32 protein-coding genes are annotated in these 21,952 nt (G+C 50.0%); 30 read left to right on the top strand and 2 right to left on the bottom strand.

Features of this window, described 5'->3' with window-relative positions:
- The 25 genes from MH144_RS30245 to MH144_RS30125 all read left to right on the top strand — a co-directional run.
- The coding region (locus MH144_RS30245) for an SGNH/GDSL hydrolase family protein (protein ID WP_239305842.1) at nt 1–1,118 on the top strand (1,118 nt) is incomplete at its 5' end.
- 79 nt (nt 1,119–1,197) lie between these two features.
- A complete protein-coding gene (locus MH144_RS30240) occupies nt 1,198–1,806 on the top strand; it encodes a scaffolding protein (protein WP_239305841.1) in 609 nt (202 codons plus the stop codon).
- 53 nt (nt 1,807–1,859) lie between these two features.
- A complete protein-coding gene (locus MH144_RS30235; protein ID WP_239305840.1) occupies nt 1,860–2,786 on the top strand; it encodes a major capsid protein in 927 nt (308 codons plus the stop codon).
- A gap of 18 nt (nt 2,787–2,804) precedes the next feature.
- Nucleotides 2,805–3,029 carry a hypothetical protein gene (locus MH144_RS30230; RefSeq protein ID WP_239305839.1) on the top strand — a complete coding sequence of 75 codons (225 nt, stop codon included), beginning with the start codon at nt 2,805–2,807 and terminating at the stop codon, nt 3,027–3,029.
- A 15-nt stretch (nt 3,030–3,044) separates the two neighbouring features.
- The gene (locus tag MH144_RS30225; protein WP_239305838.1) at nt 3,045–3,443 is read left to right on the top strand and encodes a hypothetical protein; all 399 of its coding nucleotides are present in this window, start codon (nt 3,045–3,047) and stop codon (nt 3,441–3,443) included.
- On the top strand, nt 3,443–3,760 hold the full coding sequence (locus MH144_RS30220; RefSeq protein ID WP_239305837.1) for a hypothetical protein: 318 nt from the start codon (nt 3,443–3,445) through the stop codon (nt 3,758–3,760). The genes MH144_RS30225 and MH144_RS30220 overlap by 1 nt, the downstream gene beginning before the upstream one ends.
- Nucleotides 3,761–4,183: an HK97 gp10 family phage protein gene (locus tag MH144_RS30215; protein ID WP_239305836.1), complete on the top strand. Its 423-nt coding sequence runs from the start codon at nt 3,761–3,763 to the stop codon at nt 4,181–4,183.
- 1 nt (nt 4,184) lies between these two features.
- The gene (locus tag MH144_RS30210) at nt 4,185–4,637 is read left to right on the top strand and encodes a hypothetical protein (protein ID WP_239305835.1); all 453 of its coding nucleotides are present in this window, start codon (nt 4,185–4,187) and stop codon (nt 4,635–4,637) included.
- 44 nt (nt 4,638–4,681) lie between these two features.
- Nucleotides 4,682–5,719 carry a phage tail sheath subtilisin-like domain-containing protein gene (locus MH144_RS30205; protein WP_239305834.1) on the top strand — a complete coding sequence of 346 codons (1,038 nt, stop codon included), beginning with the start codon at nt 4,682–4,684 and terminating at the stop codon, nt 5,717–5,719.
- A 16-nt stretch (nt 5,720–5,735) separates the two neighbouring features.
- Nucleotides 5,736–6,179, top strand: a complete 444-nt coding sequence (locus tag MH144_RS30200) for a phage tail tube protein (RefSeq protein WP_239305833.1) — start codon at nt 5,736–5,738, stop codon at nt 6,177–6,179.
- Between the two features lie 70 nt (nt 6,180–6,249).
- Complete coding sequence (locus MH144_RS30195; RefSeq protein WP_239305832.1) at nt 6,250–6,627, top strand: phage tail assembly chaperone; 378 nt, start codon at nt 6,250–6,252, stop codon at nt 6,625–6,627.
- Between the two features lie 192 nt (nt 6,628–6,819).
- Entirely contained in the window at nt 6,820–8,994 is a 2,175-nt protein-coding gene (locus tag MH144_RS30190) for a phage tail tape measure protein (RefSeq protein ID WP_239305831.1), read from the top strand.
- 19 nt (nt 8,995–9,013) lie between these two features.
- Nucleotides 9,014–9,694, top strand: coding sequence for a LysM peptidoglycan-binding domain-containing protein (locus tag MH144_RS30185; protein WP_239305830.1), 681 nt, complete (start codon nt 9,014–9,016; stop codon nt 9,692–9,694).
- Complete coding sequence (locus MH144_RS30180; protein WP_239305829.1) at nt 9,691–10,752, top strand: XkdQ/YqbQ family protein; 1,062 nt, start codon at nt 9,691–9,693, stop codon at nt 10,750–10,752. Before MH144_RS30185 ends, MH144_RS30180 begins: the two co-directional genes overlap by 4 nt.
- Nucleotides 10,753–10,756: 4 nt before the next feature.
- On the top strand, nt 10,757–11,107 hold the full coding sequence (locus tag MH144_RS30175) for a DUF2577 family protein (RefSeq protein ID WP_239305828.1): 351 nt from the start codon (nt 10,757–10,759) through the stop codon (nt 11,105–11,107).
- Nucleotides 11,097–11,513, top strand: coding sequence for a DUF2634 domain-containing protein (locus MH144_RS30170; protein WP_239305827.1), 417 nt, complete (start codon nt 11,097–11,099; stop codon nt 11,511–11,513). The genes MH144_RS30175 and MH144_RS30170 overlap by 11 nt, the downstream gene beginning before the upstream one ends.
- 41 nt (nt 11,514–11,554) lie before the next feature.
- Entirely contained in the window at nt 11,555–12,592 is a 1,038-nt protein-coding gene (locus tag MH144_RS30165) for a baseplate J/gp47 family protein (protein WP_239305826.1), read from the top strand.
- Nucleotides 12,589–13,152 (top strand): putative phage tail protein, encoded by a 564-nt coding sequence (locus MH144_RS30160; RefSeq protein ID WP_239305825.1) that lies wholly within the window; start codon nt 12,589–12,591, stop codon nt 13,150–13,152. Before MH144_RS30165 ends, MH144_RS30160 begins: the two co-directional genes overlap by 4 nt.
- Nucleotides 13,153–13,154: 2 nt before the next feature.
- A complete protein-coding gene (locus MH144_RS30155) occupies nt 13,155–14,057 on the top strand; it encodes a tail fiber protein (RefSeq protein ID WP_239305824.1) in 903 nt (300 codons plus the stop codon).
- Between the two features lie 16 nt (nt 14,058–14,073).
- On the top strand, nt 14,074–14,562 hold the full coding sequence (locus MH144_RS30150) for a hypothetical protein (protein WP_239305823.1): 489 nt from the start codon (nt 14,074–14,076) through the stop codon (nt 14,560–14,562).
- Nucleotides 14,562–14,684: a CD1375 family protein gene (locus MH144_RS30145; protein ID WP_239305822.1), complete on the top strand. Its 123-nt coding sequence runs from the start codon at nt 14,562–14,564 to the stop codon at nt 14,682–14,684. Before MH144_RS30150 ends, MH144_RS30145 begins: the two co-directional genes overlap by 1 nt.
- Before the next feature lie 170 nt (nt 14,685–14,854).
- Nucleotides 14,855–15,208 (top strand): hypothetical protein, encoded by a 354-nt coding sequence (locus MH144_RS30140; protein WP_239305821.1) that lies wholly within the window; start codon nt 14,855–14,857, stop codon nt 15,206–15,208.
- A complete protein-coding gene (locus MH144_RS30135) occupies nt 15,205–16,110 on the top strand; it encodes a peptidoglycan recognition protein family protein (protein ID WP_239305820.1) in 906 nt (301 codons plus the stop codon). Before MH144_RS30140 ends, MH144_RS30135 begins: the two co-directional genes overlap by 4 nt.
- A 1-nt stretch (nt 16,111) precedes the next feature.
- On the top strand, nt 16,112–16,297 hold the full coding sequence (locus MH144_RS30130) for a hypothetical protein (protein ID WP_239305819.1): 186 nt from the start codon (nt 16,112–16,114) through the stop codon (nt 16,295–16,297).
- A 138-nt stretch (nt 16,298–16,435) separates the two neighbouring features.
- Nucleotides 16,436–16,732, top strand: a complete 297-nt coding sequence (locus tag MH144_RS30125; protein ID WP_239305818.1) for a hypothetical protein — start codon at nt 16,436–16,438, stop codon at nt 16,730–16,732.
- A gap of 69 nt (nt 16,733–16,801) precedes the next feature.
- Here the strand turns inward: MH144_RS30125 and MH144_RS30120 are convergent, their stop codons facing one another.
- A complete protein-coding gene (locus tag MH144_RS30120) occupies nt 16,802–17,152 on the bottom strand; it encodes a hypothetical protein (protein WP_239305817.1) in 351 nt (116 codons plus the stop codon).
- A 65-nt stretch (nt 17,153–17,217) separates the two neighbouring features.
- Nucleotides 17,218–18,249, bottom strand: coding sequence for a tyrosine-type recombinase/integrase (locus tag MH144_RS30115; RefSeq protein WP_239305816.1), 1,032 nt, complete (start codon nt 18,247–18,249; stop codon nt 17,218–17,220).
- A 469-nt stretch (nt 18,250–18,718) separates the two neighbouring features.
- On the opposite strand from MH144_RS30115, the gene MH144_RS30110 reads away from it, so the two are divergent.
- From MH144_RS30110 to MH144_RS30090, 5 genes are all read left to right on the top strand, one after another.
- Nucleotides 18,719–19,327, top strand: coding sequence for a tyrosine-type recombinase/integrase (locus MH144_RS30110; protein ID WP_239305815.1), 609 nt, complete (start codon nt 18,719–18,721; stop codon nt 19,325–19,327).
- Complete coding sequence (locus MH144_RS30105) at nt 19,299–19,646, top strand: tyrosine-type recombinase/integrase (protein WP_239305814.1); 348 nt, start codon at nt 19,299–19,301, stop codon at nt 19,644–19,646. Before MH144_RS30110 ends, MH144_RS30105 begins: the two co-directional genes overlap by 29 nt.
- Before the next feature lie 77 nt (nt 19,647–19,723).
- Complete coding sequence (locus MH144_RS30100) at nt 19,724–20,767, top strand: tyrosine-type recombinase/integrase (RefSeq protein WP_239305813.1); 1,044 nt, start codon at nt 19,724–19,726, stop codon at nt 20,765–20,767.
- A 513-nt stretch (nt 20,768–21,280) separates the two neighbouring features.
- Complete coding sequence (locus MH144_RS30095) at nt 21,281–21,421, top strand: hypothetical protein (protein ID WP_239305812.1); 141 nt, start codon at nt 21,281–21,283, stop codon at nt 21,419–21,421.
- 70 nt (nt 21,422–21,491) lie between these two features.
- Nucleotides 21,492–21,851: a YhjD family protein gene (locus MH144_RS30090; RefSeq protein ID WP_239305811.1), complete on the top strand. Its 360-nt coding sequence runs from the start codon at nt 21,492–21,494 to the stop codon at nt 21,849–21,851.
- The last annotated feature ends 101 nt before the right edge of the window (nt 21,852–21,952 follow it).

Genomic DNA, 21,952 nt, shown 5'->3' with positions numbered 1-21,952 from the left:
GCGCGAGGAAGGCACTTACGCAGGCAGAAAAAGCAGGGAAGCAGCAGGGCTTTCTGTACAACGGAGAAACAGGTTTGTCACGATGGCGTTCAGCACTAGCCAAAGTAGCAAACGGCGATATTATCGCCAATCTCAACGTAATCGGAAGTAGCTCCGTAGTAGGAGTCGGTTCGGGAGGTGGGGGCGTTGCGGGTAATTTGGCAATTACGCAGAACTCGCTAGTCAAAAGCTTTAGCGGCCGATTACGCAGTCAACTCGCCAGTAAGTACGGAGATGTCGGGCGCGGATTTATTCCGCAACACTACGACAAGTTTTGGACCTTCGCAGGTACATGGGCCGCTCTAGCTAACTACGGAATTATTGGAGCTCAAGCGAAAAAATCGTCAACGGTAGGCAGCACCGCGACTCTGTCGTTCAGCGGAACGTCGTTAACACTTATGCTCGTAACTGGAACTTTTGGCGCAAGCTTCTCGGTGGCAATCGACGGAGGCACCGCGCAGACGTTAACCACGGTGGGGACAGCTTCGGCAGCTAAAGCATTTGCCGTTGCGTCAGGATTGACGGACGGCGCGCATACAGCGGTAATCACCGTTACGGCAGTTACTTCCGCATCACACGGGCTAACGATAATCGGCGCTTACGAAGGTAAGTCGGCCACCGCAGGCGTTAGAGTAAACGCGATCGGGGTAACCGGATCAAAAACTTCCGCAGCACTCGGTGAGAACTTTTTGTACGCGGAAATCGACGCATGGGCTCCGGCGTTAACGCTTATTTGCTATTCATCTAACGATTTTAACTCGCAGACGCCACTTGCGACATTCAAAGAACAGACTCAAACGTTAATTACTCGGGCAAAGCAATTCGGAGACGTTGTACTCATGCCGGCTGGCCTTCGAGGTATATCTCAGACTATCCCTTTGGAAGCATACGTCGGCGTGTATAAAGAGCTCGCGGAAGAGAACGACATCGCCTTCCTGGATGCGTTTGGACGCTGGCATGCAGACTTTAATTTCGCCAAAAATACGCTTCAATTCATCGCAAGTGACGATATCCACATGAACGACTACGGACATCAAGACCTAGCAAGTGCGATTTTTAACGCGTTGGTTAACTATTAACCGCGCACGACCGACGTTACGTCGTTAAACTGACGGATACTATGCGCTACGCGGCGCTAAAACGCGGGAGGATACAATCATGAAAACCGAACATATTCGCACTAAGTTTCCGATGAATCTGCAGCTCTTTGCGGAAGGAGATCCGGAACCGACACCGCAAGAACCTGAGAAGACATTTACGCAGTCTGAACTAGACGCAATTGTCCGTGAAAGGCTCATGCGTGACCGTAAAGGACGCGAGGATTACGAGGATATTAAGGCTAAGTTAGCGGAGATGGAAGGTAAGCAGCCGGAATACGCGGCGGAGAAAGAAGCCGCTGAGAAACGCGCACAGGAAGCCGAGGAAGCTCGAACTAACGCGTTGAAAGTGGCGAATGAGCGCCTTGTTAAAGCGGAGTTTAAAGCTTTGGCGGCAACCGGAGAGCAAAAGATCCGGCCGGATGCGGTTGAGGACGCGTTTAAGCTGGCGGATATTTCCGGAGTTACGGTCGATGATTTCGGCAATGTTGCGGGAATGGCCGACGTGATTAGCGCGCTAATTTCTTCAAAACCGTATCTTGCGGAGCAAAGCGTAGGCTCACGCCCAATTGGCGGAGAGACCAACGGCGGCAACCGTAAGATTGATACCTCCGTAATGGATGCGCGCAGTAAGATGGCTCTCGGATATTCGAGTACGAGTAACAAATAAGAACCTTACTGGTTCTTTTTTATTATCAATAAATAATAGGGGGATTTTTAACAATGGCATTGACACTTTTAGAGTCCGCAAAACTTTCACAGGACACGCTTCAACAGGGTGTTATCGAAACCTTCGTTCAGAACGCGCCTGTTCTTCAGTACCTACCGTTTATGGAGATCCAAGGTAACGCATATGCGTACAATCGTGAAGCATCTTTGCCTGGAGTAGCTTTCCGTGGAGTTAACGAGGGTTATGTGGAATCTACAGGCGCTGTAAACCAATTGACTGAATCTCTGTCCATCATGGGCGGCGATGCTGACGTCGATAAGTTTATCCAGCAGACGCGTTCTAATGTTAACGATCAGCGTGCGATTCAGACCGCATTGAAAACAAAAGCGGCGGCATTCAAATTCCAAGATACCTTCTTCAATGGCGATATCGCTACTGACTCCAAGTCTTTCGATGGATTGAAGAAACGTCTTACCGGTTCTCAAGTCATTACAGCAGCTACAAATGGTCTAAATATCGGAGACGAAGGTAACTACGACTTATTCCTTGAGGCACTTGAAACGCTGTTGTATCAAACGCGAGGACGTGCGGATGCATTGTACATGGACTCCAAAACGAAGATCCGTTTGAGCACGATCGCAAGAAAACTCGGATTCCACGAAAACAGCGTGGATGCATTCGGTAAACCGGTAATTGCATTCAACGGTGTCCCAATCTTCGATGCAGGAGATAACGCTGCTGGCGGTAAAGTAATCGGCCACAACGAAACTACCGGTACAGCTACGAACACAACCTCCATCTACGCGGTAAAATTCGGAGCAGACGAGTATACTTCCGGACTGACTAACGGCGGCGTACAAGTAACGGATTTGGGCGAGGTACATGATAAGCCAGTTCTGCGTACGCGTATCGAGTTCTACACGGGTATGGCGCTGTTCGACGGTAAATCCGCTGCTCGTCTGTCCGGTATCATCGTCTAATAATCGGGAGGTGCGCAGATGTTCGTAATCAAAACGCCGAATCCGAATTATGACGGAGTTACGTGCGGCGTAAAATTCCAAAATGGCACGGCCGTAGTTGAAGACGAAAACCTGCGCAGGGTTCTCGTTAACGACTACGGCTATTTGTCGGAAGCAAAACCGGAGGAAAAGCCACCGCAAGAAGAGGACGCGCCCAAAGCGCCCAAACCTCGGAAAGCTGCAGCCAAACCCTCCGCAAAATAAACGGAGGTGTGGCGAATGGCTTACGTAATACCCGATGCGGATGCGTACATTAACGCGAACTGTATCGATATCGAGGATTGGCAGGCGAGCGATGACGCGAGAAAAACACGAATGTTAAACGTCGCCGGATCAACGCTCGCTCGTGCGTATCCCAAATATACGATACCTAACGCAGCGGTATACGAGTTCGCTAACGTATTATCGATCATGTATAACGACCTTTTGCGAATGCAGCAACAAGGCGTATCCACATTCGGCCTGACGGGAGTCTTCAACGTTAATTTTAAGGACGGAACCACTTCGATGCCTTACGATGACTTGAAGAAGAAGATTCCGCAAACAGCGCTTGATTTAATTGGCGATGAAAACGGCGTAAGGCTTTCTAAAATCAGATTTGGGAGGCTGATTCCATAATGCCGTTAATCGGAATGTACCAGAAAATCACCGTTACAAAAGCGGGTGTGAGCGATGGATGGGGCGATACAACTGACGGAGCCGTTGTCGAATATAAAGCGCGAGTCACTGAGCAGACGAAAGTTGTAGTCAACAATTACGGAGAGGAGGCTGTTTCCAGCATGACGATACTGGTCGATAAGCTACCGGATATCAGCTACGACGACACGATTACGTATACGAACGAATTGGGTGTAACGATCGAGCGTAAGCCGATAGCGATAAAGCCGCGTCGTATGGTAAGCAGCCGCGTCGTAATTACGGAGGTGAACGTTTAAATGGCGTTCTCTCTTGATTTTGACATTTCGAAGCTCATACGAGGGCTCGACGGAACTGACGCAGATATTGCGAAGGCGACGAAAAGATCCATGCAGGACGCGCTCGATAACTGGAAACGGGAAGCCGTAGATGTCGCGCCGATTGATAAGTCAACTCTGCGGCAGTCCATTACGACGCATGAAATCGAGGAGACCGGCAGCGGGTACGTCGGAGAGATTAGTGCTAACGCGACTGAACGATGGAGAGGCGGAAGATTTAACTACGCTTACTACATCCACGAAGAGGACGCGGGCGGTAAGGACCTCCGTACGCCAGGCACCGAAAAGAAATTCCTCGATGTTCCTGCAGAGAAAAACGGCGACCAGTGGATTCGCGACATAGAACGCGAGCTTATGCAAGCCTTCAAAGCGAAGGGGTGGTAACGTGGCTGATACAACTAGCGAATTGCTCGCCATTGAGGCGTTCATTAAGTCCGTTGTTCCGGGAGCACGCGTTGAGAAACAAACCGCGCCGCTCTCGCCGACTTCGGGCCTTTTTGTCGTCCGCTATCTCAACGGAACGCCTACGAACGAGACCGGTTACCACTACCGTATCGAGCGCGAGTATCAGCTCATCTATTACAGCGCCAGGCCGCAAGATTCTTTCGCAGTTATGGACGCGTTGTCCACGGCATTTTACGCCGAACAACGGTTAGCCTCCGTCGGATCGCGCGTAGACTCGTTCGTTTACGGACAGCCTGCGAAAGCGAGTACGGATAAGGCCGCGGTTACTAATGCGGAGTACTCTACGCTTGGCATACTGCGCTTAACCTCGCGTCAGTCTCGACCGCAACAAACATATCCGCTTATTCAGAACGTTAATTCACGATTTAACTAGGGCGTCCATTCGGGCGCTCTTTTCAATTTAAAGGAGGTCATTGCATGGCAACTTGGGACCCATCAAATTTACCGACTCGTCCCGGCATTTACATGCGTTTTGTCCGCGCAGCAGCCGCTCAGATTAGCGGAGGCACACTCGGTACAGTCGCAATCCCGCTTTTGACTTACGCCGGCACAGCGGTTGAGAAATCGTTCTATACGGTCGAGTCCGAAGCAGACGCGGTCAGCTTGTTCGGCAGCGCGAATATTCAGTCGGTCTTGCTCGCGTTGGCCGGCGGCGCAAAGGACGTTCTCGTATACACGTTGCCTGACGCATCCGTTGCGGACGATTACGCAGACATGCGTGAGGCTTTCGATGCGCGTCCGTTTAACGTGTTCGTGTTCGACGGAGAGTTTGACGCCGTACAACAAGCCGCGACTAAAACGTGGGTAGCGCGCAATCGTGACGAAGGTAAACACTTTATCGTTGTCATCGGCGGAGACGAAGTATCTGACGCAGACCCTGCGCTCGGTAACGCTCGCTCCACGCTTAACGAAGATGACTACATCGTCAACGTAATTAGCGGCGGTATTGTCAACGGTGTTACGTACAACTCGTCTGAGTACGCGCCTTATATCGCAGGTGATATCGCAGGTACTCCGATTAGTGAGTCAATCACCTACGATCAACTTCCACTCGAAGACGTGACGAAGCGCCTGACCAACTCGCAAACAATCGCAGCACTTGCGGCCGGCTCGCTGTTATTTACGAATGATGGCGCGAAGGTGAAGATCGAGCAGGGCCTCGTAACCAGCGGCCTCAAGATCAAATCGATCCGTACCCAACAGGCGATTACGAACGATATCTCGCGCACAGCCACCGACAGTTATATCGGCAAGCTTCCGAATAACGCGGACGGTCAGGCAACGTTGATTGTCGCCGTAAAAGCGTACCTGGAATCGTTGGGCGCTGCTGTACTTACGAACCCTGTCGTAATGCTCGATCCGCAACGTCCAAGCGTAGGAGACTCCGTTTTCCTTGCGGTTAGCTATACGGAAACAGACACAATGGAACGCATCTTTATCACGGTAAATATCTAATCGAGGCGGTGAGAGAATGACTTTGGATGCAAAGCGCGTAATTAGCGGTAACTACGGTCAGTTATTCGACCAGGACGGCGTATGGTTGTCTAACGTTACCAGCGTTGAAGCAAATATCGAAATCGGCATGGAAGAGATTAAACTCGCCGGCACGCGCTGGCTCGGCAACAAGACCACTACGCTGAAAGGTAGCGGCTCGATTAACGGATATCTCGTAACTTCCGAGTGGATCGAGAAGATGGCGCAAGTCACCGACGACGTAAGCTCACCGTACGTAACGGAGCTCGTCGTTAAGCTGGACGATCCCGAATCGTTTGGCGCGTATCGTGTACGTCTGAAAAACGTAACTTTCGACCGGATTCCAGTTATCAACTACGAAGTTGGGACGATCGTTGAGCAAGAGTTCACGTTCGTATTTTCCGGCTACGAGATCCTGGATAAAATCCGCCCATCAGCTTAGTAACGCAAACCATCGGACTGCCTTCGGGTGGTCCGTTTTTAATTACGAAAATAATCGGAGGTTGACATAAATGGCAAAAGGATTAGATGCACTACTCGGAGCTCAACTGGAAGTAACGGATGAAGTTTATATCCCGCGGCTTAAAGCGAAATTGACCGTCAAGTCGCTTACAAATGCGGAATTGGAACGCGTGAGACTGCAGGCAACTGTCGGCAAGAATCGCGAGCTAAACGACGACCTGTATAACAACTTGATTATAGTACAGGGCTGCGTTGACCCGGACTTCTCTAACAAGGCGTTGCTCGCTCATTACGGAGCTACGGACGCGGCGGACTGCGTGCATAAAGCGATCCTTCCCGGCGAACGCGCAAAGCTGATCGGTAAGATTCTCGACTTGTCCGGTTTCGGTGCAGACGAAGAAGAGGAACTGGAAGAAGCAAAAAACTAATCAGGGCGGGCGGCGAGGCAGGTGTTTTGCATCAGATTTTCCAACGGCACGGAATAACGCCTGATGAAATCTACGCAAAGGATCGCCGCCACCGCCGGTTTATTTACGCGTCAATGCTCGTGCAGTTTGAAGACGAAGACAAGGCGCGCAAAGAATCCGAACGAGAACGAGCGGGAAGGAGGTAACTGACGAATGGCTTTCGATTTAGTAGCGCGGCTTAAAGTAGACGATCAAATGTCCGGTAAGCTCCGCAAAGTAAAGAGCCAGCTCGACGCAACCAAACGCAGTACCGATACCTACCGCGATTCCCTCGGACGATTGCGCGGCCCTAACGATAAATTCGTTCGGGATACGGAGAAAGCTGCGAAGTCACTTGATAAACTCGGCGGCGTATTCGGCTCGCTAAAAGGCATGTTCAAAGGCGGATTTGCGTTCGCCGGCGGCATGGGCTTGTTTAACGCGGTAACAAACGGAGTGCAGGCGGTAGGCGATTTCGTAGGCGACTCGTTTAATAAGGCGATCGAGTTCGAGGCACAGATTGCGTCAATCAAAGCGCTAACCGGCGCGTCGACCGAAGAGATGGCGAAGATGCAGGCGTTGGCTCTCGAACAAGGCGCGAAGACGAAGTACTCTGCGCTTGAAGCTGCGCAAGGTATCGAAGAGTTGCTAAAATCCGGTCTGACTCCGGCACAGGTACAGGCGGGCGCACTTAACGCAGCGCTTAACCTCGCGACGGCAGGCTCGTTGGGTCTTGCGGATGCTGCGGAAATCATGTCGACCGCTCTCAACGCGTTTAAGAAAGACGGCATGACAGCGGCACAGGCTGCGGATATTCTCGCAGGAACGGCGAATGCTTCCGCAACTAGCGTTGAGGAATTGCGCTACTCACTCGCGGCAGTATCAGCGGTTTCGGCCGGCGTAGGCATGACGTTTAAAGATACGAACGCGGCGCTCGGTATTTTCGCGAACAACGGACTCAAAGGCTCCGATGCGGGTACGTCATTGAAAACGATGATTGCGAACTTGGTGCCGATGACCGACAAGGCTTACGCGTTGTTCGATCAATTCAACTTGTTAACGGTGGATACGAATGCCGCGATGGAGTTCCTCGCGAAGAAGGGTATTAAGTCGACCGGAACATCGCTGGACCAAGTATCGAAAGACGTTGAGAAATACGTCGCGCGCGTTAACGGACTTAAAGTCGGTACGAGCAAGGCCGCTAAGGAAACGCAAAAGTTCTTGATGGCGAATAACCTCGTACACTCTGCGTTTTATGATGAGCGCGGTGAGATCAAGAAACTCACGGACGTAGCCGGAATCTTGCGTGATCGATTCAAAGACTTAACGGGCGAACAACGTCAGTACTACATGTATCAACTCTTCGGATCAGATGCGATTCGTGCCGGTAATATCTTGTTCAAAGAAGGCGCGGAGGGAATCCAGCGATTCTACGACGAGATGGGGCGGGTTACAGCGCTGCAGGTTGCGGAAGAGAAGATGAATAGCGCGGCCGGTGCGATCGAACAGTTCCGTGGTGCATTAGAGACGTTGCAGATTGCGGCGTTGACTCCGTTGATGCCGACGGTTAGGAGACTGGCGAGTGGTGCGGCCGAAGTGATTGCGCGTTATACTCCGCAGATTCAAGCGGCGGTCGAGAGCATGGTTGATACCGCGACGAAGTACGTTGACGACAATTTCGTTAATAATTCAGAGTTCAAAAAGCTGCCGGACTTCGAGAGCAAGGTGCGGTTTGTCTTCGACTCGATTGGCGATGCATTCAACTCCTGGTGGTCTGCTGGTGGAAAAACCCAAACAACAAACGTAACCTCTAGCCTAATCGGCTTCTTAGTCGATGCAATTGAAGGGTCCATAAAACCGCTCACGTCTGTCGCTGTTAAAGTAGGGCAGGGGATCGCTGACGGGATTATGCAGGGGATAAGAGATCACCTAAACGTTGTCGCTCTACTGAACCCAGCTAAACAACAAATGGAGGAGTTTAACAGGCAATACAACTCCACGGCAGAGTTGAAGAAAGAACTGGATACGTGGAGTAAAGAGAATCCAGGAAAACCGATGGTGGAGGGCGGCACAATCGGAGCACCTGAAAAGTCAGAAAGCCTATGGGATAAAGCCACGAAGGCTATCGGATTCTCCGGCGGACTCGACCGCGTTCCTTATAACAACTATCCTACGCGTCTGCATCAGGACGAAATGGTCCTCACGTCTCAGGAAGCGCGTGATTACCGCAACGGCGGCGGACAAGGCGGCGGTCCTACGGTAACGGTTACCGGCAATACGTTTGTTGTGCGCAGTGATAGCGATATCGAAGCGATTGCTAACGCATTGGCGGTTAGATTGGCGATGTAAGCGGAAAGGAGGCGGTATTTTGGCGAGAGGCAAGCCGCAATTCTGGCTCAAGTATAACAATAACGCGGAAGTCTTATGGCTTCCCGTTAATCCCGAAACAATCAACGCTTCATCAACGTACGGCTACGAGGACGTTAACGTATCGAATCTCGGAGAATATACGATTCTCGGCAACAATCGTCAGAAGGACTTTACGGTATCGTCGTTCTTTCCGCGCGATTACAACGGATCGTATTGCCAGTACTCGAAGCTGCAGGACCCGTGGGAGCTCGTTAAGACAATCGAACGGTGGCAAAAGTCGGGGCGGCCCGTACGTTTCATCGTAACAAACACGCCGATCAATATCGCGGTAACGATCCGCTCGTTTGAGTACGAAGAGCGCGGCGGAGAGCCTGGCGACGTTTATTACACGTTGCAGCTTAAGGAGTATACGTTTATTCCGAACGCGAAGAAATCGGACCCAAACGCCAGTAAAACGAATATTTCTGCCGCGAAAGTTACGACAGACCCTGCGCGCCCATCTACACGAACGACTCCGACATCTTACACGGTAAAGTCGGGCGACTCGCTGTTTAAAATCGCGGCTAAAGTCTACGGAAATGGCGATAGGTGGCGGGATATCTACGCGAAGAACAAGTCCGTTATCGGCGCGAATCCTAACGCAATTAAGCCCGGCCAAAAGCTGGTGATTCCGAAATGAGTACGCAAATTCGCGTTCTTTATGACGGGAAGTATTACGTTGAACCACTCGTAACAACGGCGACCTGGTCCGGAGATGTGGCGCAACCTCACCGTACATTAACGCTATCTTTGTCAAACACGCTTAACGGCGAAGATCAAGAGGTAGCGTTTGAGCTCGGTAAGGAGCTGCGCTTATACGTCGACGGAAAAGGCGTGTTCAGGGGCGTTATCTTTACGTACGACATTACGGATAAAGGAGACGCGGTGGTTATTGCGTATGACGAAAACGTGTACCTCACGAAAAACGTTGATACGCGTAAGTTCGTTAAGATGACGGCGGGTGGTATAATCGCGGAGCTCTGTAAATCCTTCGGGATTCCTACGGGCTCTATCGCGAGTACCGGTTATGTTATCCCGCGGATGATCCTCCGTAATAGATCGCTGTGGGACATGATGGTTACCGCGCTGACGGAGACTCGCAAGCAGAACGGGCGGAAGTTTGTTGTATACGCATCGAACGGAAAGCTCGGATTGCGAGAGAAGAAGGACGCGGCTGTACGCTGGATGATCGAGGATGGCGTAAACATCGTCAGCGCTAATCGGACGCGTTCAATCGAAGAGTTGCGCACGGCTGTTAAAGTGGTCGGCGGTGAGTCCGAAGAGAAGCAGATTGTCGCGACGGAGAAAAATACGGAGCTTGCGAAAAGATACGGTCTGATGCAGCACTATGAGAGCGCGGACTCGAAGCTTAACGCTTCTCAACTTCGGCAACTAGCCAAGACGCGCCTCAAAGAGCTGTCCACTGTAAGGGAAGACGTCTCGGTTAGTGCGCTAGGCATAACGGAAGTAGTCGCAGGTACAGCGGTCTACGCGTTCGAAAGCATGACGGACCTGGTCGGCGGCTTTTATGTGAATGCGGACTCTCATACGTTTTCTAACGGAACGCACATGATGGACCTTACGTTGTCCAAGACGGACGACCTTCCGAAGCTTGAGTATGAAGACGACGAGGAAGCGAAAGAATCCGCAAAAGAATCGAAGAAAAAGGCGAAAGAAAAAGCGAAGAAAGGGGCGTAATACCATGGCATCTCTCGAAACAATTGACGGCGGCGGTGTAAGTAAACTGCGCGATATCGTCAAGCAGCTCGGTTATAACAAAGACGTCGATGTTGAGTTCGGAACAGTCACGGCGCCCCTTCCGAATATTCGCGTAAAACTTGATAACGCCAACTTCGAACTTGAGGGCGATGACATTGTAGTGCCGGATCATATCGCGGGCTACAAGCGGAAAGTTAAGATTAACGGTGCTGAGGCGGAGATCGAGTACGAACCTCTCGTCGAAACGGGAGATCGCGTTATCGTATTCATGTTTAACGCAGGGCAAGATTACTTACTATTTGACCGATGGGGAGGCGTAGAGAATGGCGCTTAGTCCACTCGCAGAAATTCCCGAAGAGGAAACGGTTGAGACGGAGGTCGCCGAGATACTTCCGCTTAAAACATACGCGCTAAACGTTGAGACTGGCGAAATGGGCGGAATGGTCGACGGGACAGCCGCGATCGAACAGTTCATCTATAAAGCGATCCGGACTGCGCGTTACCGATTCGCAATCTTCGACGACGATTACGGATGCGAGCTCGACGACCTAATCGGGCAGGAAGTTTCAATCGAGCTATTAGAAACGGAAATACCGCGTACTATTGAGGACGCGCTTATATATGACGACCGGATACTTGCGGTGCGTGACTTTACATTAACGAGGGAGGCGGACAAATTGTACGTCTCTTTTTTCGTGGAAGTAGATAACGAAACGATTCCGGTGGAGGTGACGATTTAATGGCGTATGAAGATCAAACGAAGGCCGCGGTCCTAGAACGGATGCTTGCGGAGCCACCTAACGATATCGACAAACGGCCGGGCTCGGTAACGTACGATTTGGCGTCGCCGGCTGCGATTGAGATATCGCTTGCTTACGCGGAACTCGACAACGTTCTGAACTACGGATTTACCGATACGACATTCGGAGCGTACCTGGATAGTCGCGCGTCTGACTACGGTCTTGTGCGTAAGGCTGCGATTAAGTCCTCCGGATCAGTGACGTTCACAGGTCCGGATACTACGATAATCCCGGCGGGAACAGTTGTTTCAACTGGCGGAGATGCTCCGATCTATTTCGTAACAACCGCGGCGGCAACTATCGCGGGCACTACGATTTCGGTCGCAGCAGAAGCGCAAGACGCAGGCGCCGCGGGTAACGTCGGAATTGGTGTTATAAATACGATGGTCGGCGATCTCGTCGGAATCGTTACGGTAACTAACGCGGTCAATTTCGAAGGCGGCGTCGACACGGAATCGGATGCGGCTTTATACGCGCGTTATCAAGAACGGGCACAACGTCCGGCCACGTCTGGAAACGCGAATCAGTACCGCCAATGGGCGCTCGAAGTACCTGGCGTAGCTGATGCGATTGTGTATCCGATATGGAACGGACCGGGTACGGTCAAAGTCGTATTGCTTGGTGCGGATAAAACTTCGCCAGATCCTTCGGTAGTAACCGCGGCTCAGACGTATATCGACCCGACACAGGACGGCCGCGGCGAAGGCGTTGCGCCATGCGGCCCGATTATTACCGTTCAAGGTGCGGTCGAAGTTCCGATTAATGTCGCGGTGGATGTCGACGTAGAGTCCGGCTATACGCTCGAAGAAGTACGCGCGCAACTTGAAGCGGGAATTACCGCGTATCTGGCTACGTTAGCTTTCGCGGACCCACTCGTACGGATCACGCGGATCGCAAACGTAATTCTCGACGTGCCGCGCGTTATTGACTATCGCAATCTTACGATTAACGGAGGAACAGCGAACATAGTCGTAGCTAACGGAGAGGTTGCGGTGCTCGGGACGGTGACGGTTACGTGAGAACTTTAGCGGAGATTAACCGCGACATGCTCGATTATGTCCCGCAGTATTACCGCGACTCTCTCGTAGCGAGCGGACTGCTCAACGCCGAAGCTATCGAAATTGCGAAGCTGAATGCAGACATTTACGACGTGCTCGACCAGTTCTTTATCGACCGCGCAACGTGGGGATTAGCGAGGTGGGAGCGGATATTTGGAGTCACTCCGGAAGTCGGCACAACTTACGAACAGCGACGCGAAGTCCTGCGAGGTAAAATGCGCGGCGTAGGTAAGATTAGCGTAAGTCTCATCGAGAACGTTGCGGAAGCATACGCAAACGGAGACGTAGATGTGACGGTAGATAGCGCGGCTTATACGTTGACAGTCACGTTCGTCGGTGCGTATGGAGTGCCGAGTCAAATCGACGCGCTCAAAGCGAATCTACGCGATATAATTCCGGCACACATGGCGATTAAGTACGTATTCCGCTTCTATACTTACGGCGAGCTTACGGGAAGCGGCGTGACTTATGCGGGCTTGACCGGATACACATACGACGATATTTACAATCGGAGGTTATAACGATGGCAACGACGCCGAATTTGGGACTGCCGCTGATTGATGGCGCGATGACTGCGGACATTCCACGGGATATGAATGCGCTGGCTAATGCGGTGGATACTGCGGTCGAGGCGGCAATCGACGACGCGGTTGCGGGGGTAACAATACCTGACGCGAGCCTGACCGTAAAAGGTAAAACGCAATTATCGAGCGCGACAAATAGTACGTTGGAGGACCGGGCGGCAACGCCTAAAGCGGTCAAAACGGCATACGACGAGGCTGTTGCCGCAAAGCAGCTTGGGGTTGAGCAAAAAGCGAATGTGGTTGCCGCGCTTAACTCCATCGGTGTAACGGCATCCACAAGCGAAACATGGGCGCAGCTTATTCCGAAGATTTCGGCAGTAATCCGTGCGACAGGTAACGCTACTGCGACTCAAGTATTGGCGGGATCAACGTTTAGTAACGCGAGTGCTAACGGATTGACTGGAACAATGGCAAACCGCGGTGCGGGCGGAACCGTAACGCCAGGAACATCGAACCAAACGAAGGCGGCCGGATATTATAGTAGCGCAATTAACATACTTGGGGATGCGGATCTGATAGCTACAAATATACGTAGTGGAGTCGATATATTCGGAGTTGTAGGGAGCTTGGTGGAAGGTAAGACTTATGCGACTGGGACGATGACTCTAACGAGTACTACCCCTCCGTCCATGTCCGGGTTATCGTTTCGGCCATCAATAGTCTTGTTGAAGCTGAACAACGGGAACCCACAGACATACCTTGCAAGCTATTGGAACGGTTACTTTAACATCTATTACAGTAGCAACCTTTTGAACTACAATACCTTCACGATCAATGCTGACGGATGGACATTTGCTTACAATATGGCTGCGGGGACGCTGACGTGGCTGGCGATAGCTTGATAAAGGAGGAAATCATGTGTTCCTAAAACGACGTATATACTTCGAAAAAGATACAGGGATAGTCGTTCAAATGACTGGCGGTTTCTTTGATTCTGGGTATGAAATACAACCAACTATTGACCGTGATTTTGAGGTGTATGTGAGATTAGCAGAAAGAGTGAGAAATACCCTAGACGTGGTTGAGCTTCCGAATGATTACGAACAGGATTTCGAAAATGGTGGACTCGTTATTAAGGTCGATATTGAGACGCGAAAGCCACTATTCACGTATCCTGATCCGCAGGAGCCCGAAACACCGACATCACCGCAACCCGCACTCTCAACGAAAGTCGCAACGTTAGAATCCGAAACTACCGCGACACAGGCCGCGTTAGCCTCCACGTTTGAGGCGCTGATCCAATCGCAGGAAGAAACGACAACCGCACAACTCGCACTGGCCGACGTATACGAGCAGCTCGTTAATATGCGCGCAGAACTTGACGCGCTCAAAGGAGGCGACGTTTAATGCTTGCGATTGCACCGATTTATGCGTCACTTATTCGTAAAGGACTGCGGACGATTGAGAGTGTGCCGGATGTTAACGGACTCCGCGCACAAGTAACGGAATTACTCGAAGAGAGCGCCTAAGCGGGCGCTTCTTTTATTTTTACGGATAGGACGTGAACCCGTGAACAAGACGCAGCTATATCGCATCCTAGTTCTGCTCGCGCTGGTCATTACATTCATAGCGAGCTTAGTCGCGGCAACGTCCGTAACAAAAACGCACATTAGTACGGAGTTATCGGGAGGGTTGATTAGTGATGGACATTGCAGGAATATCAGCGCTTGCGATCACGCTACTTAAGGATGGCGCGTGGATGCCGTTTGCCGTACTCGTTATCGGCGTACTCGTATGGCTTATGTTACGCGCGCAGAAGGAACAGACGCTAGCGAATAGAGAAGACGCGCAGAAACGTGAGGCGAAGTTGATGGCGTTTGTTGACGAGAACAAAGCGGAAGCCTTGGCGCGTGAGGATCGCTTGATGGAACATCTTACGAAAACGGAAGAGGTACAGACGCGCATCGTATCGACACTTGAGCGGATGGAGATGCGGATGCAATACATTGAACGCGCCGTGAATATCGAACCGAAAGAGGAGGACGCGGCATGATTACGAAGGGAAACTTTCTATTAATGGAGCGGCGAGAGTTTCGTGACTGGCTCAAAGCGCAGACTATTACGCGGAAGATCGAACGCCTCCAAGTTCACCACACGGCCGCGCCTAACTACGTCACGCGTAGAATGGTCGCTGGCCTCGCGCAACAGGATCATTTCGCATGTCTCGAAGGTATGCGTACATTCCACTTATCGCAAGGTTGGTCCGGAACCGGCCAGAATATCACAACGTTTGAGGACGGAAAGATTGCGATCAGTCTCGACCGTAATCTCAACGCAACGCCTGCCGGCATTAAAGGCGCAAACACTGGCGCGCTATGCATTGAGCACGTTGGCAACTTCGATAAAGGCGGCGATACGATGACGGAGGCCCAACGGGATACGATCGTCCATCTATACGCGTGCCTATGCGAAAAGCTATCGATTACGCCTTCCGTTAACACTATCGTTTATCACGCGTGGTACAAAGCGGACGGAACGTGGCTCGGCGATTATGCGGCCGGAAAGTCCTCGAAGACGTGTCCGGGCACAGCGTTTTGGGGCGCAGGCAACTCGAAAGCGGCCGCGCAGAAATCGTTCATTCCGGACATAGCCGCAGAGCTTGCGAAATTAAAGAACGGAGATGGTGACGAGATGACAACGGAAGAGAAAGCCGCGTTCAAGACGCTGCAGGAAACGGTAGCCGCGCAGGCTAAGCGGATCGAAACGTTAGAAGGACGCGAACAGATGGCGAAGGTGCCCGCGTGGGCCGAAGCTGCGTGTGTGGCCGCGAAAAAGGCTGGCGTGATCGATACAGCAAACGACGGAAGCTACGACTTTTACCGTTTTATTACCGTGCTTTATCGGCGCGGATTCTTCGGAACTGTTGGCGCCGTTCCCGTAAAGGAGGCGAAGTAATATGAAGAAACGTTTAACTAATCCGCTGTTCATCGCGGCAGCCGTAGGTCTCGCGTATCAAGTGCTCGAAAAGTACGGAGTGGCTCCGGATTTCGGCATGTGGCAAATCGGCGTAGACATCGTAACATATGCGTTGATCGGAACAGGCGTGTACTCAACGTTCAAGAAACCGGAGAAGGCGGAATAAAACTGCGACCCACTTGCGGATATCTACGTATTGTATCGTAGGAATACCGTAGGTGGGCTTTCCTTTTTAGGTGGTTCAATGGTACTATTTGGTTATACATAGCTCTTGAAGTAATTGAATATACGGAGGTATCACGTTATGTCTGCAATTGATGTCACTATCGTCCAAACGATTAAAACAACTACCGGATTATCTACGCAGGTTGTCCGTACATATGAAACAGCAATGATGCCTCAGACCGGCCATTATCTCCGCGATCAAGTGTTTGGACAAGACAACGACCGCATGATTGAAAACGTCGTAATTGACTATGAATCCGGTGACTGTTGCGCATACCTGCAGACTGTAACGCTAGATGGTGCGGAGTTAGAAGACTTGCGCGAATATGCGCTTAATTTCATGCGGCATGGTTGGGAATGGCCGCGTCCTCTATAGAAATATACGTAAATAAAGGCGCAGTTCTCGCGGATTAAATTCCGTTGAGGGCTGCGCCTTTTTCTTCGTTTATTCTTCTATATTAGTGTTGCTCAATCCCAGTCTGCTTCTATAAGTAGCGAGAATAAGTGTCCTAACTAGGTCAACTACATTTACCTCTGGGTTTTCCTTAATGGCACTGTAAATACCTGCAGTTGAGAGTGAAAGTGGAACGCCGTGCACTTCTATCTGAGCTTTTGAACCTTGAATGGCTGACATACCACTGACTATACCAGCAGTTTTCAACTCATCAAAAACTATGCGGAATGCGTCGGGCACAAGCTCACTAGAGCGTTGCACCTGAATCTCTCTGTCCCGCTTCTTTTGGGCAATTTCGTCTCGTTCCTGATTCGACCGTTCTAGTAGCTCGACAAGATTCAAAATAAGTACCACCCTTCGTAATATTCTATTACTTGTATATTTTACCACGTTAAATATGAGTAAATCTACTTAAACAACCGTTTGCCGCGCTTCTTTTCATTTCCCTTATCTATCAGATCCGAAATCGGACTCGCCTTATCATGCTGCTCGCGGAGGTCGGAACCTGTGAATTTCGCGTATATTTGCGTAACGTTAAGCGAGGTATGGCCGAGGATACGCGCTAGACTTAGAGCGTCGCCACCTTGCCGCAAATATTTAACCGCAAAGTAGTGGCGGAAGGTATGCGGGGATACTCTCGGACCTGTAACGCCCACTCGTTTCGCATAGAGCTTAAGCATCTTTGCGTAGGTGTCTCCGAAGTAACGCTCGCCGAACTGCGTAAGCCAGAGCGGATCATCGTCACTGACGTCCATATACGATACTAGGCTTTCAAGTTCGCGGGCAGTTAACGGAGAGATAGGAACTACACGGGTCGTATTCGTTTTTGACGTCTCCGCACGGACTACGATTTGCCGCGTCTTAAAGTTGACGTCGGATACGCGTAAGCTTGTGAGCTCTTTAATACGAAGACCACAATCGCAAAGTACGAGCATCATGCAGTAATCGCGGCGGCCAGTATAAACCCTTCGATTGGGTGCGCTTAGTAGCCGGAGAACCTCTTCGTCTGTAAAAATTTCGAAGGTATCTTGTGCCTCTGCTTGGTACTTAACGCCCTCCATCGGATTGTACGTAATTATTTTTTCTTCTATTAAATAGTTGAAGAATATGCGCATGTTACGGATGACGTTGTTTACTGTCCTTGCGGAGAGTCCTTTTGCTCCGTTAGGGCTCGTCGGGTGGTCGTCCCATCTTACTTTTTTAAACGTGAGATAATCGATATACTCGCGTAGTATTTCGACAGTGATTTCGTCGTACTTGCACTGCTCATGCCACTTTTGAAATTGCGTTAGTACCTGCGCGTAAGCACTAATCGTTTTAACTGCGCGTCGTTCTCGGCGCTTTGAATCGAGAAACTGCGCGATGCGATCTTCTAACGCGAGCTTAATCGCTTTTCCCTCTTTTGATACAAACGTAAATTTCGTTGTTTTCTGCGCCATTTATCAGCGCCTCCTTTAGCGATAAATTTTCGCTAAATGTTCCGATAAACTTACGAAATCTTTATCGCAATAGCGGATATAAATTTCGCAAAAGTTCCCGCCAAACTTAGCGCAACGTTGACCGATTAAACTAACGGGAATTTAATGTCTCCGAGTTTATCGCGATGGTTGCCGACAAGCTGAGAATTGAGCATAAGGTGTCTTGAAAGCGCGATGTATCAACGTTTTTAGACGATGACTAGAACTATTGTTCGCGTAAACTTATCGGCCGTTGGTCGCGAGGTTCCGATAAACTGTACGGTAGTTGTTCCGTTAAACTGTTGGATTCCACGCGCTAATTTAGCGTAAACTTATCGGTCATTTAGCTGATAAACATAATAACGCAATGTGCGTACAAATACAAACAATCAGGCGCGCGTCTCTTCGGGGATGTGCGCTTTATTTTTTATCATTACGAAAGGGTGATAAAATGGGTCGGGTAAAATATCTGAGTAAAGAAGACAAAGGGTGGGCGGATCTGTTAGACGAGTTTGTCATGTGGAAGGTAGTACAAGGAGTAAGTGAGCAGACGGCTTCAGATTATTACGCGCAGTTTCGATTGTTTATGAAACGATACCCCGATTCTTGGGGTGAGCCTGAAACTTTAAAAATGAACTTGCTCGATCACTTCTCCCAAAAGGTTAAACCAGCAACGTTTAACAATCGCCTAGTATACATCCGCACCTTTTTGAATTGGTGTGTTGAGAATGGTTATATCCAAGACAATCCAATTGCAAAGCTCAAAAAGCGAAAAGATGAGGGTAGGATTGTAGAGATCGATATTGAATCCTTAAGAAGATTATTGGAACAACCTGATACGAATACATTTGCAGGACTCCGTGATTACACTCTAATACTTCTTACATTAGATAATGGAATAAGGCCAAAGGAGGCCGTGTCTCTTCTACCGAAGGATTTTAAAGAGAAAAGTTTGGAAATAATCGTTCGTCCAGAAATCGCTAAAACACGAAAGGTTAGAAAGTTGCCGATCTCAGGTTACGGCTCGATCGTTGAAACGTCTAATAAGTGTACGTCATGAAGATTGGGGAGAGGATACCCCTATATTCTGCAGTTATGAAGGGAATAAACTGACAAGGCATACTTGGGGAGACCGCTTGGAAGTATATTCGAAAAGAATTGGAACACATATTACCCCTTATGACTTAAGGCACTGTTTTTCTTTGGAGTTTATACGTAACGGAGCCGGTGCGTTTCATCTTCAAAAGGCATTAGGGCATACAACAATGGCTATGACTAAAAGGTATGTAGCGTTAGTGGATGAAGATTTAAAGGCAGAGCACGCAAGATCCAGTCCAGTTCACAAACTTGTTCCGTCAAAAAGAAACTTAAAAATATGAAAGCAAGGTTCTAAATGCTCCTATTATACGTTTACCTCTCCTTAATCTGGTAATAACTCATATTAGGAGGGGATGGTATGAAAGATAACCGAGTTGGGAAGAAGTACAAATTTGCAAGACAAAGTGTTGCAGCTAATAAACAGCTTGATTACTTGTTCGAATTGTTCAGAAATGCAAAAACCGCGGAAGGACGTTCCCCGCGCACGATACAGCAATATGAGGAATACTATCGCCATTTTTGCGGCTATTTGGAAAAGACCAATATAGAGCGATCAATTACAGCGGTTACCCCTGATGTATTACGTTCCTACATGCACTGGATGCTTCACGAGTGCCGTCGTTTTGATGGTCATGCACATAAATCTGAGGAAGAGCAGACTATAGGATTGTCACCCGTAACAATCAACACTAAAATGGGCAGACTAAAAACAATGTTCTCGTTTCTGCTTCAAGAAGGAGCCATTGAACGTGATCCTTCCGCGTCAATTGGAAGGTTAAAAGAGCCGCAAAGAAAACTTCGCATACTGACGATAGAGGAAATGCAGAAGTTGATCGCGGCCCCTAACGTAAGAACTTACGCAGGTTTTCGAGACTACGTTGCGCTTCATATCCTTATAGACACATTTGCGCGGATAGGCGAAGTATTGTCCATTAAGAATACGGACGTAGATTTCAAACTCGGAATGATCTATTTCGATGAAAGTACCGTTAAGACAAGGCGTGGGCGCACGGTACCGGTTTCCAGACGAACTCTACGCCTCATTAAAGAGCTTATGAGTGAGAATGCGGACTTTGACAACGAATACCTCATACTTAATAACTACGGGGAAAGGCTGCGCAATGATCGCCTACGAGACCGGATAAAGGAACACGCAGATAACGCTGGTCTAGACGTAAGAGTTACGCCCCATCTGTTTAGGCACACGGGTGCGACGCTGTTCCTTGAGAACGGTGGAGACCTACGCCATCTATCCGGGATTCTAGGCCACGTAGATATGCGCTCGGTAATGCGGTACACACACATATCTGACAAGGCACTAAAAGCGCAGCACGAATTGTATACGCCAATGAATGAGGTTCTCAAACCGTTAAACAAGGAGCGGAAGATAGCGCGCAAATAGACCGGATAGCTCACGTGGCCGTCCGGTTTCCTTCGTTATTTGCACTATTACACATACGATGTCGATTCGTTATTTCCAGTCGTTTATGCCTGCGCCAGAATTTGAGCCCCTTTGAACTCTACGTAAAATTTACGTGAAATTAGTGCATTTAAACGTCGACCCTAACGAATGCCCTCGCGAGTTATTTGAACGGCTAAATCCACGGTGATTTTGCGGAGATTTCACGTGACGGATACGGAGGGGTGGCGGAGGAAGACGGCGAGGCGTATCGTTTTGTCTTTTTCTTGAGTTCTGCCGCGCTATTCTATGTGTGATGCCCACTGTTACGACACGATCACTTGTTATCGGGGCGTACGAAGTTATGAACGTAGTGAATAACTGAGTAAAAGATCTTAAATCTTTAAAGTCTTTAAAAGATCTTTATTATACACATGCCGAATAAAAAGTCAATAGGGTATATCTAACTGATTGCGCGGCGCCTCGAACTGGTAATGTTAATTTGCACTATAATACATGAATTGGATTCGCGTCCATGTCTGTGATCGTGAACACGGTCAAATCGCTCTGAGAGTTGCAATCCGCAACCGCGCAGAAGTGATGCGTCTGTATACGCCAGTATGTTCCGACGTCGGAACATTTCTCCCGCTTGTATAATCCGCCGCCTCCGCGATATACTAAGAACAAACGTTCTGTAACGGAGAAGAAAGCGAGGCACCCGCCGCCCATGATCGATATCACTCTCGCTGACCACGCGCTAATCAAATCGCATATTATCCTCCCGCGTGTCCTCTCCGCATTCGAACGGGATATCGCGCTCATCAACGCAACGCTCAAGACGCCGGGCCCGTATGTCGACGCAATTGCGGAAGCGCAACGCAAACTCACCGCAGACATCTACGGGGTGCGCAAAGGCTTCCGGACGCGCGGCATCAAAGTCTACGAAGAGGTAACGGACGGCGACGGCGTAGTGGCGCGCTATAAATGTCGCGGATATCAGTCGGAGATGCGTATACGGTGGTCGATGATGGCGGCGGAGGCTGGCGTGTTGATGCGGAAGTATCTCGGTGCGCGGAATCGAACGTGAAAAAGACGCAGCGTCGATCGGCTGCGCCAGGGTCTTGCGGGTGTTGGCGGTAAGGTATATTATAATTACTGAATAATGATCGCGGTAGCAGCTCTTGGCGG

The sequence above is a fragment of the Paenibacillus sp. ACRRY genome (assembly GCF_022346995.1).
In the GTDB taxonomy this organism is placed as follows: Bacteria; Bacillota; Bacilli; order Paenibacillales; family Paenibacillaceae; genus Paenibacillus.
This window is presented reverse-complemented; position numbering and strand designations above follow the sequence as displayed.

What these genes read in the sequence shown, in the direction of transcription:
- MH144_RS30240 (WP_239305841.1), top strand. Translation starts at nt 1,198, where the DNA reads ATGAAAACCGAACATATTCGCACTAAGTTTCCGATGAATCTGCAGCTC.
- MH144_RS30235 (WP_239305840.1), top strand. Translation starts at nt 1,860, where the DNA reads ATGGCATTGACACTTTTAGAGTCCGCAAAACTTTCACAGGACACGCTT.
- MH144_RS30230 (WP_239305839.1), top strand. Translation starts at nt 2,805, where the DNA reads ATGTTCGTAATCAAAACGCCGAATCCGAATTATGACGGAGTTACGTGC.
- MH144_RS30225 (WP_239305838.1), top strand. Translation starts at nt 3,045, where the DNA reads ATGGCTTACGTAATACCCGATGCGGATGCGTACATTAACGCGAACTGT.
- MH144_RS30220 (WP_239305837.1), top strand. Translation starts at nt 3,443, where the DNA reads ATGCCGTTAATCGGAATGTACCAGAAAATCACCGTTACAAAAGCGGGT.
- MH144_RS30215 (WP_239305836.1), top strand. Translation starts at nt 3,761, where the DNA reads ATGGCGTTCTCTCTTGATTTTGACATTTCGAAGCTCATACGAGGGCTC.
- MH144_RS30205 (WP_239305834.1), top strand. Translation starts at nt 4,682, where the DNA reads ATGGCAACTTGGGACCCATCAAATTTACCGACTCGTCCCGGCATTTAC.
- MH144_RS30200 (WP_239305833.1), top strand. Translation starts at nt 5,736, where the DNA reads ATGACTTTGGATGCAAAGCGCGTAATTAGCGGTAACTACGGTCAGTTA.
- MH144_RS30195 (WP_239305832.1), top strand. Translation starts at nt 6,250, where the DNA reads ATGGCAAAAGGATTAGATGCACTACTCGGAGCTCAACTGGAAGTAACG.
- MH144_RS30190 (WP_239305831.1), top strand. Translation starts at nt 6,820, where the DNA reads ATGGCTTTCGATTTAGTAGCGCGGCTTAAAGTAGACGATCAAATGTCC.
- MH144_RS30180 (WP_239305829.1), top strand. Translation starts at nt 9,691, where the DNA reads ATGAGTACGCAAATTCGCGTTCTTTATGACGGGAAGTATTACGTTGAA.
- MH144_RS30175 (WP_239305828.1), top strand. Translation starts at nt 10,757, where the DNA reads ATGGCATCTCTCGAAACAATTGACGGCGGCGGTGTAAGTAAACTGCGC.
- MH144_RS30170 (WP_239305827.1), top strand. Translation starts at nt 11,097, where the DNA reads ATGGCGCTTAGTCCACTCGCAGAAATTCCCGAAGAGGAAACGGTTGAG.
- MH144_RS30165 (WP_239305826.1), top strand. Translation starts at nt 11,555, where the DNA reads ATGCTTGCGGAGCCACCTAACGATATCGACAAACGGCCGGGCTCGGTA.
- MH144_RS30155 (WP_239305824.1), top strand. Translation starts at nt 13,155, where the DNA reads ATGGCAACGACGCCGAATTTGGGACTGCCGCTGATTGATGGCGCGATG.
- MH144_RS30145 (WP_239305822.1), top strand. Translation starts at nt 14,562, where the DNA reads ATGCTTGCGATTGCACCGATTTATGCGTCACTTATTCGTAAAGGACTG.
- MH144_RS30135 (WP_239305820.1), top strand. Translation starts at nt 15,205, where the DNA reads ATGATTACGAAGGGAAACTTTCTATTAATGGAGCGGCGAGAGTTTCGT.
- MH144_RS30130 (WP_239305819.1), top strand. Translation starts at nt 16,112, where the DNA reads ATGAAGAAACGTTTAACTAATCCGCTGTTCATCGCGGCAGCCGTAGGT.
- MH144_RS30125 (WP_239305818.1), top strand. Translation starts at nt 16,436, where the DNA reads ATGTCTGCAATTGATGTCACTATCGTCCAAACGATTAAAACAACTACC.
- MH144_RS30115 (WP_239305816.1), bottom strand. Translation starts at nt 18,249, where the DNA reads ATGGCGCAGAAAACAACGAAATTTACGTTTGTATCAAAAGAGGGAAAA.
- MH144_RS30110 (WP_239305815.1), top strand. Translation starts at nt 18,719, where the DNA reads ATGGGTCGGGTAAAATATCTGAGTAAAGAAGACAAAGGGTGGGCGGAT.
- MH144_RS30100 (WP_239305813.1), top strand. Translation starts at nt 19,724, where the DNA reads ATGAAAGATAACCGAGTTGGGAAGAAGTACAAATTTGCAAGACAAAGT.
- MH144_RS30095 (WP_239305812.1), top strand. Translation starts at nt 21,281, where the DNA reads ATGAATTGGATTCGCGTCCATGTCTGTGATCGTGAACACGGTCAAATC.
- MH144_RS30090 (WP_239305811.1), top strand. Translation starts at nt 21,492, where the DNA reads ATGATCGATATCACTCTCGCTGACCACGCGCTAATCAAATCGCATATT.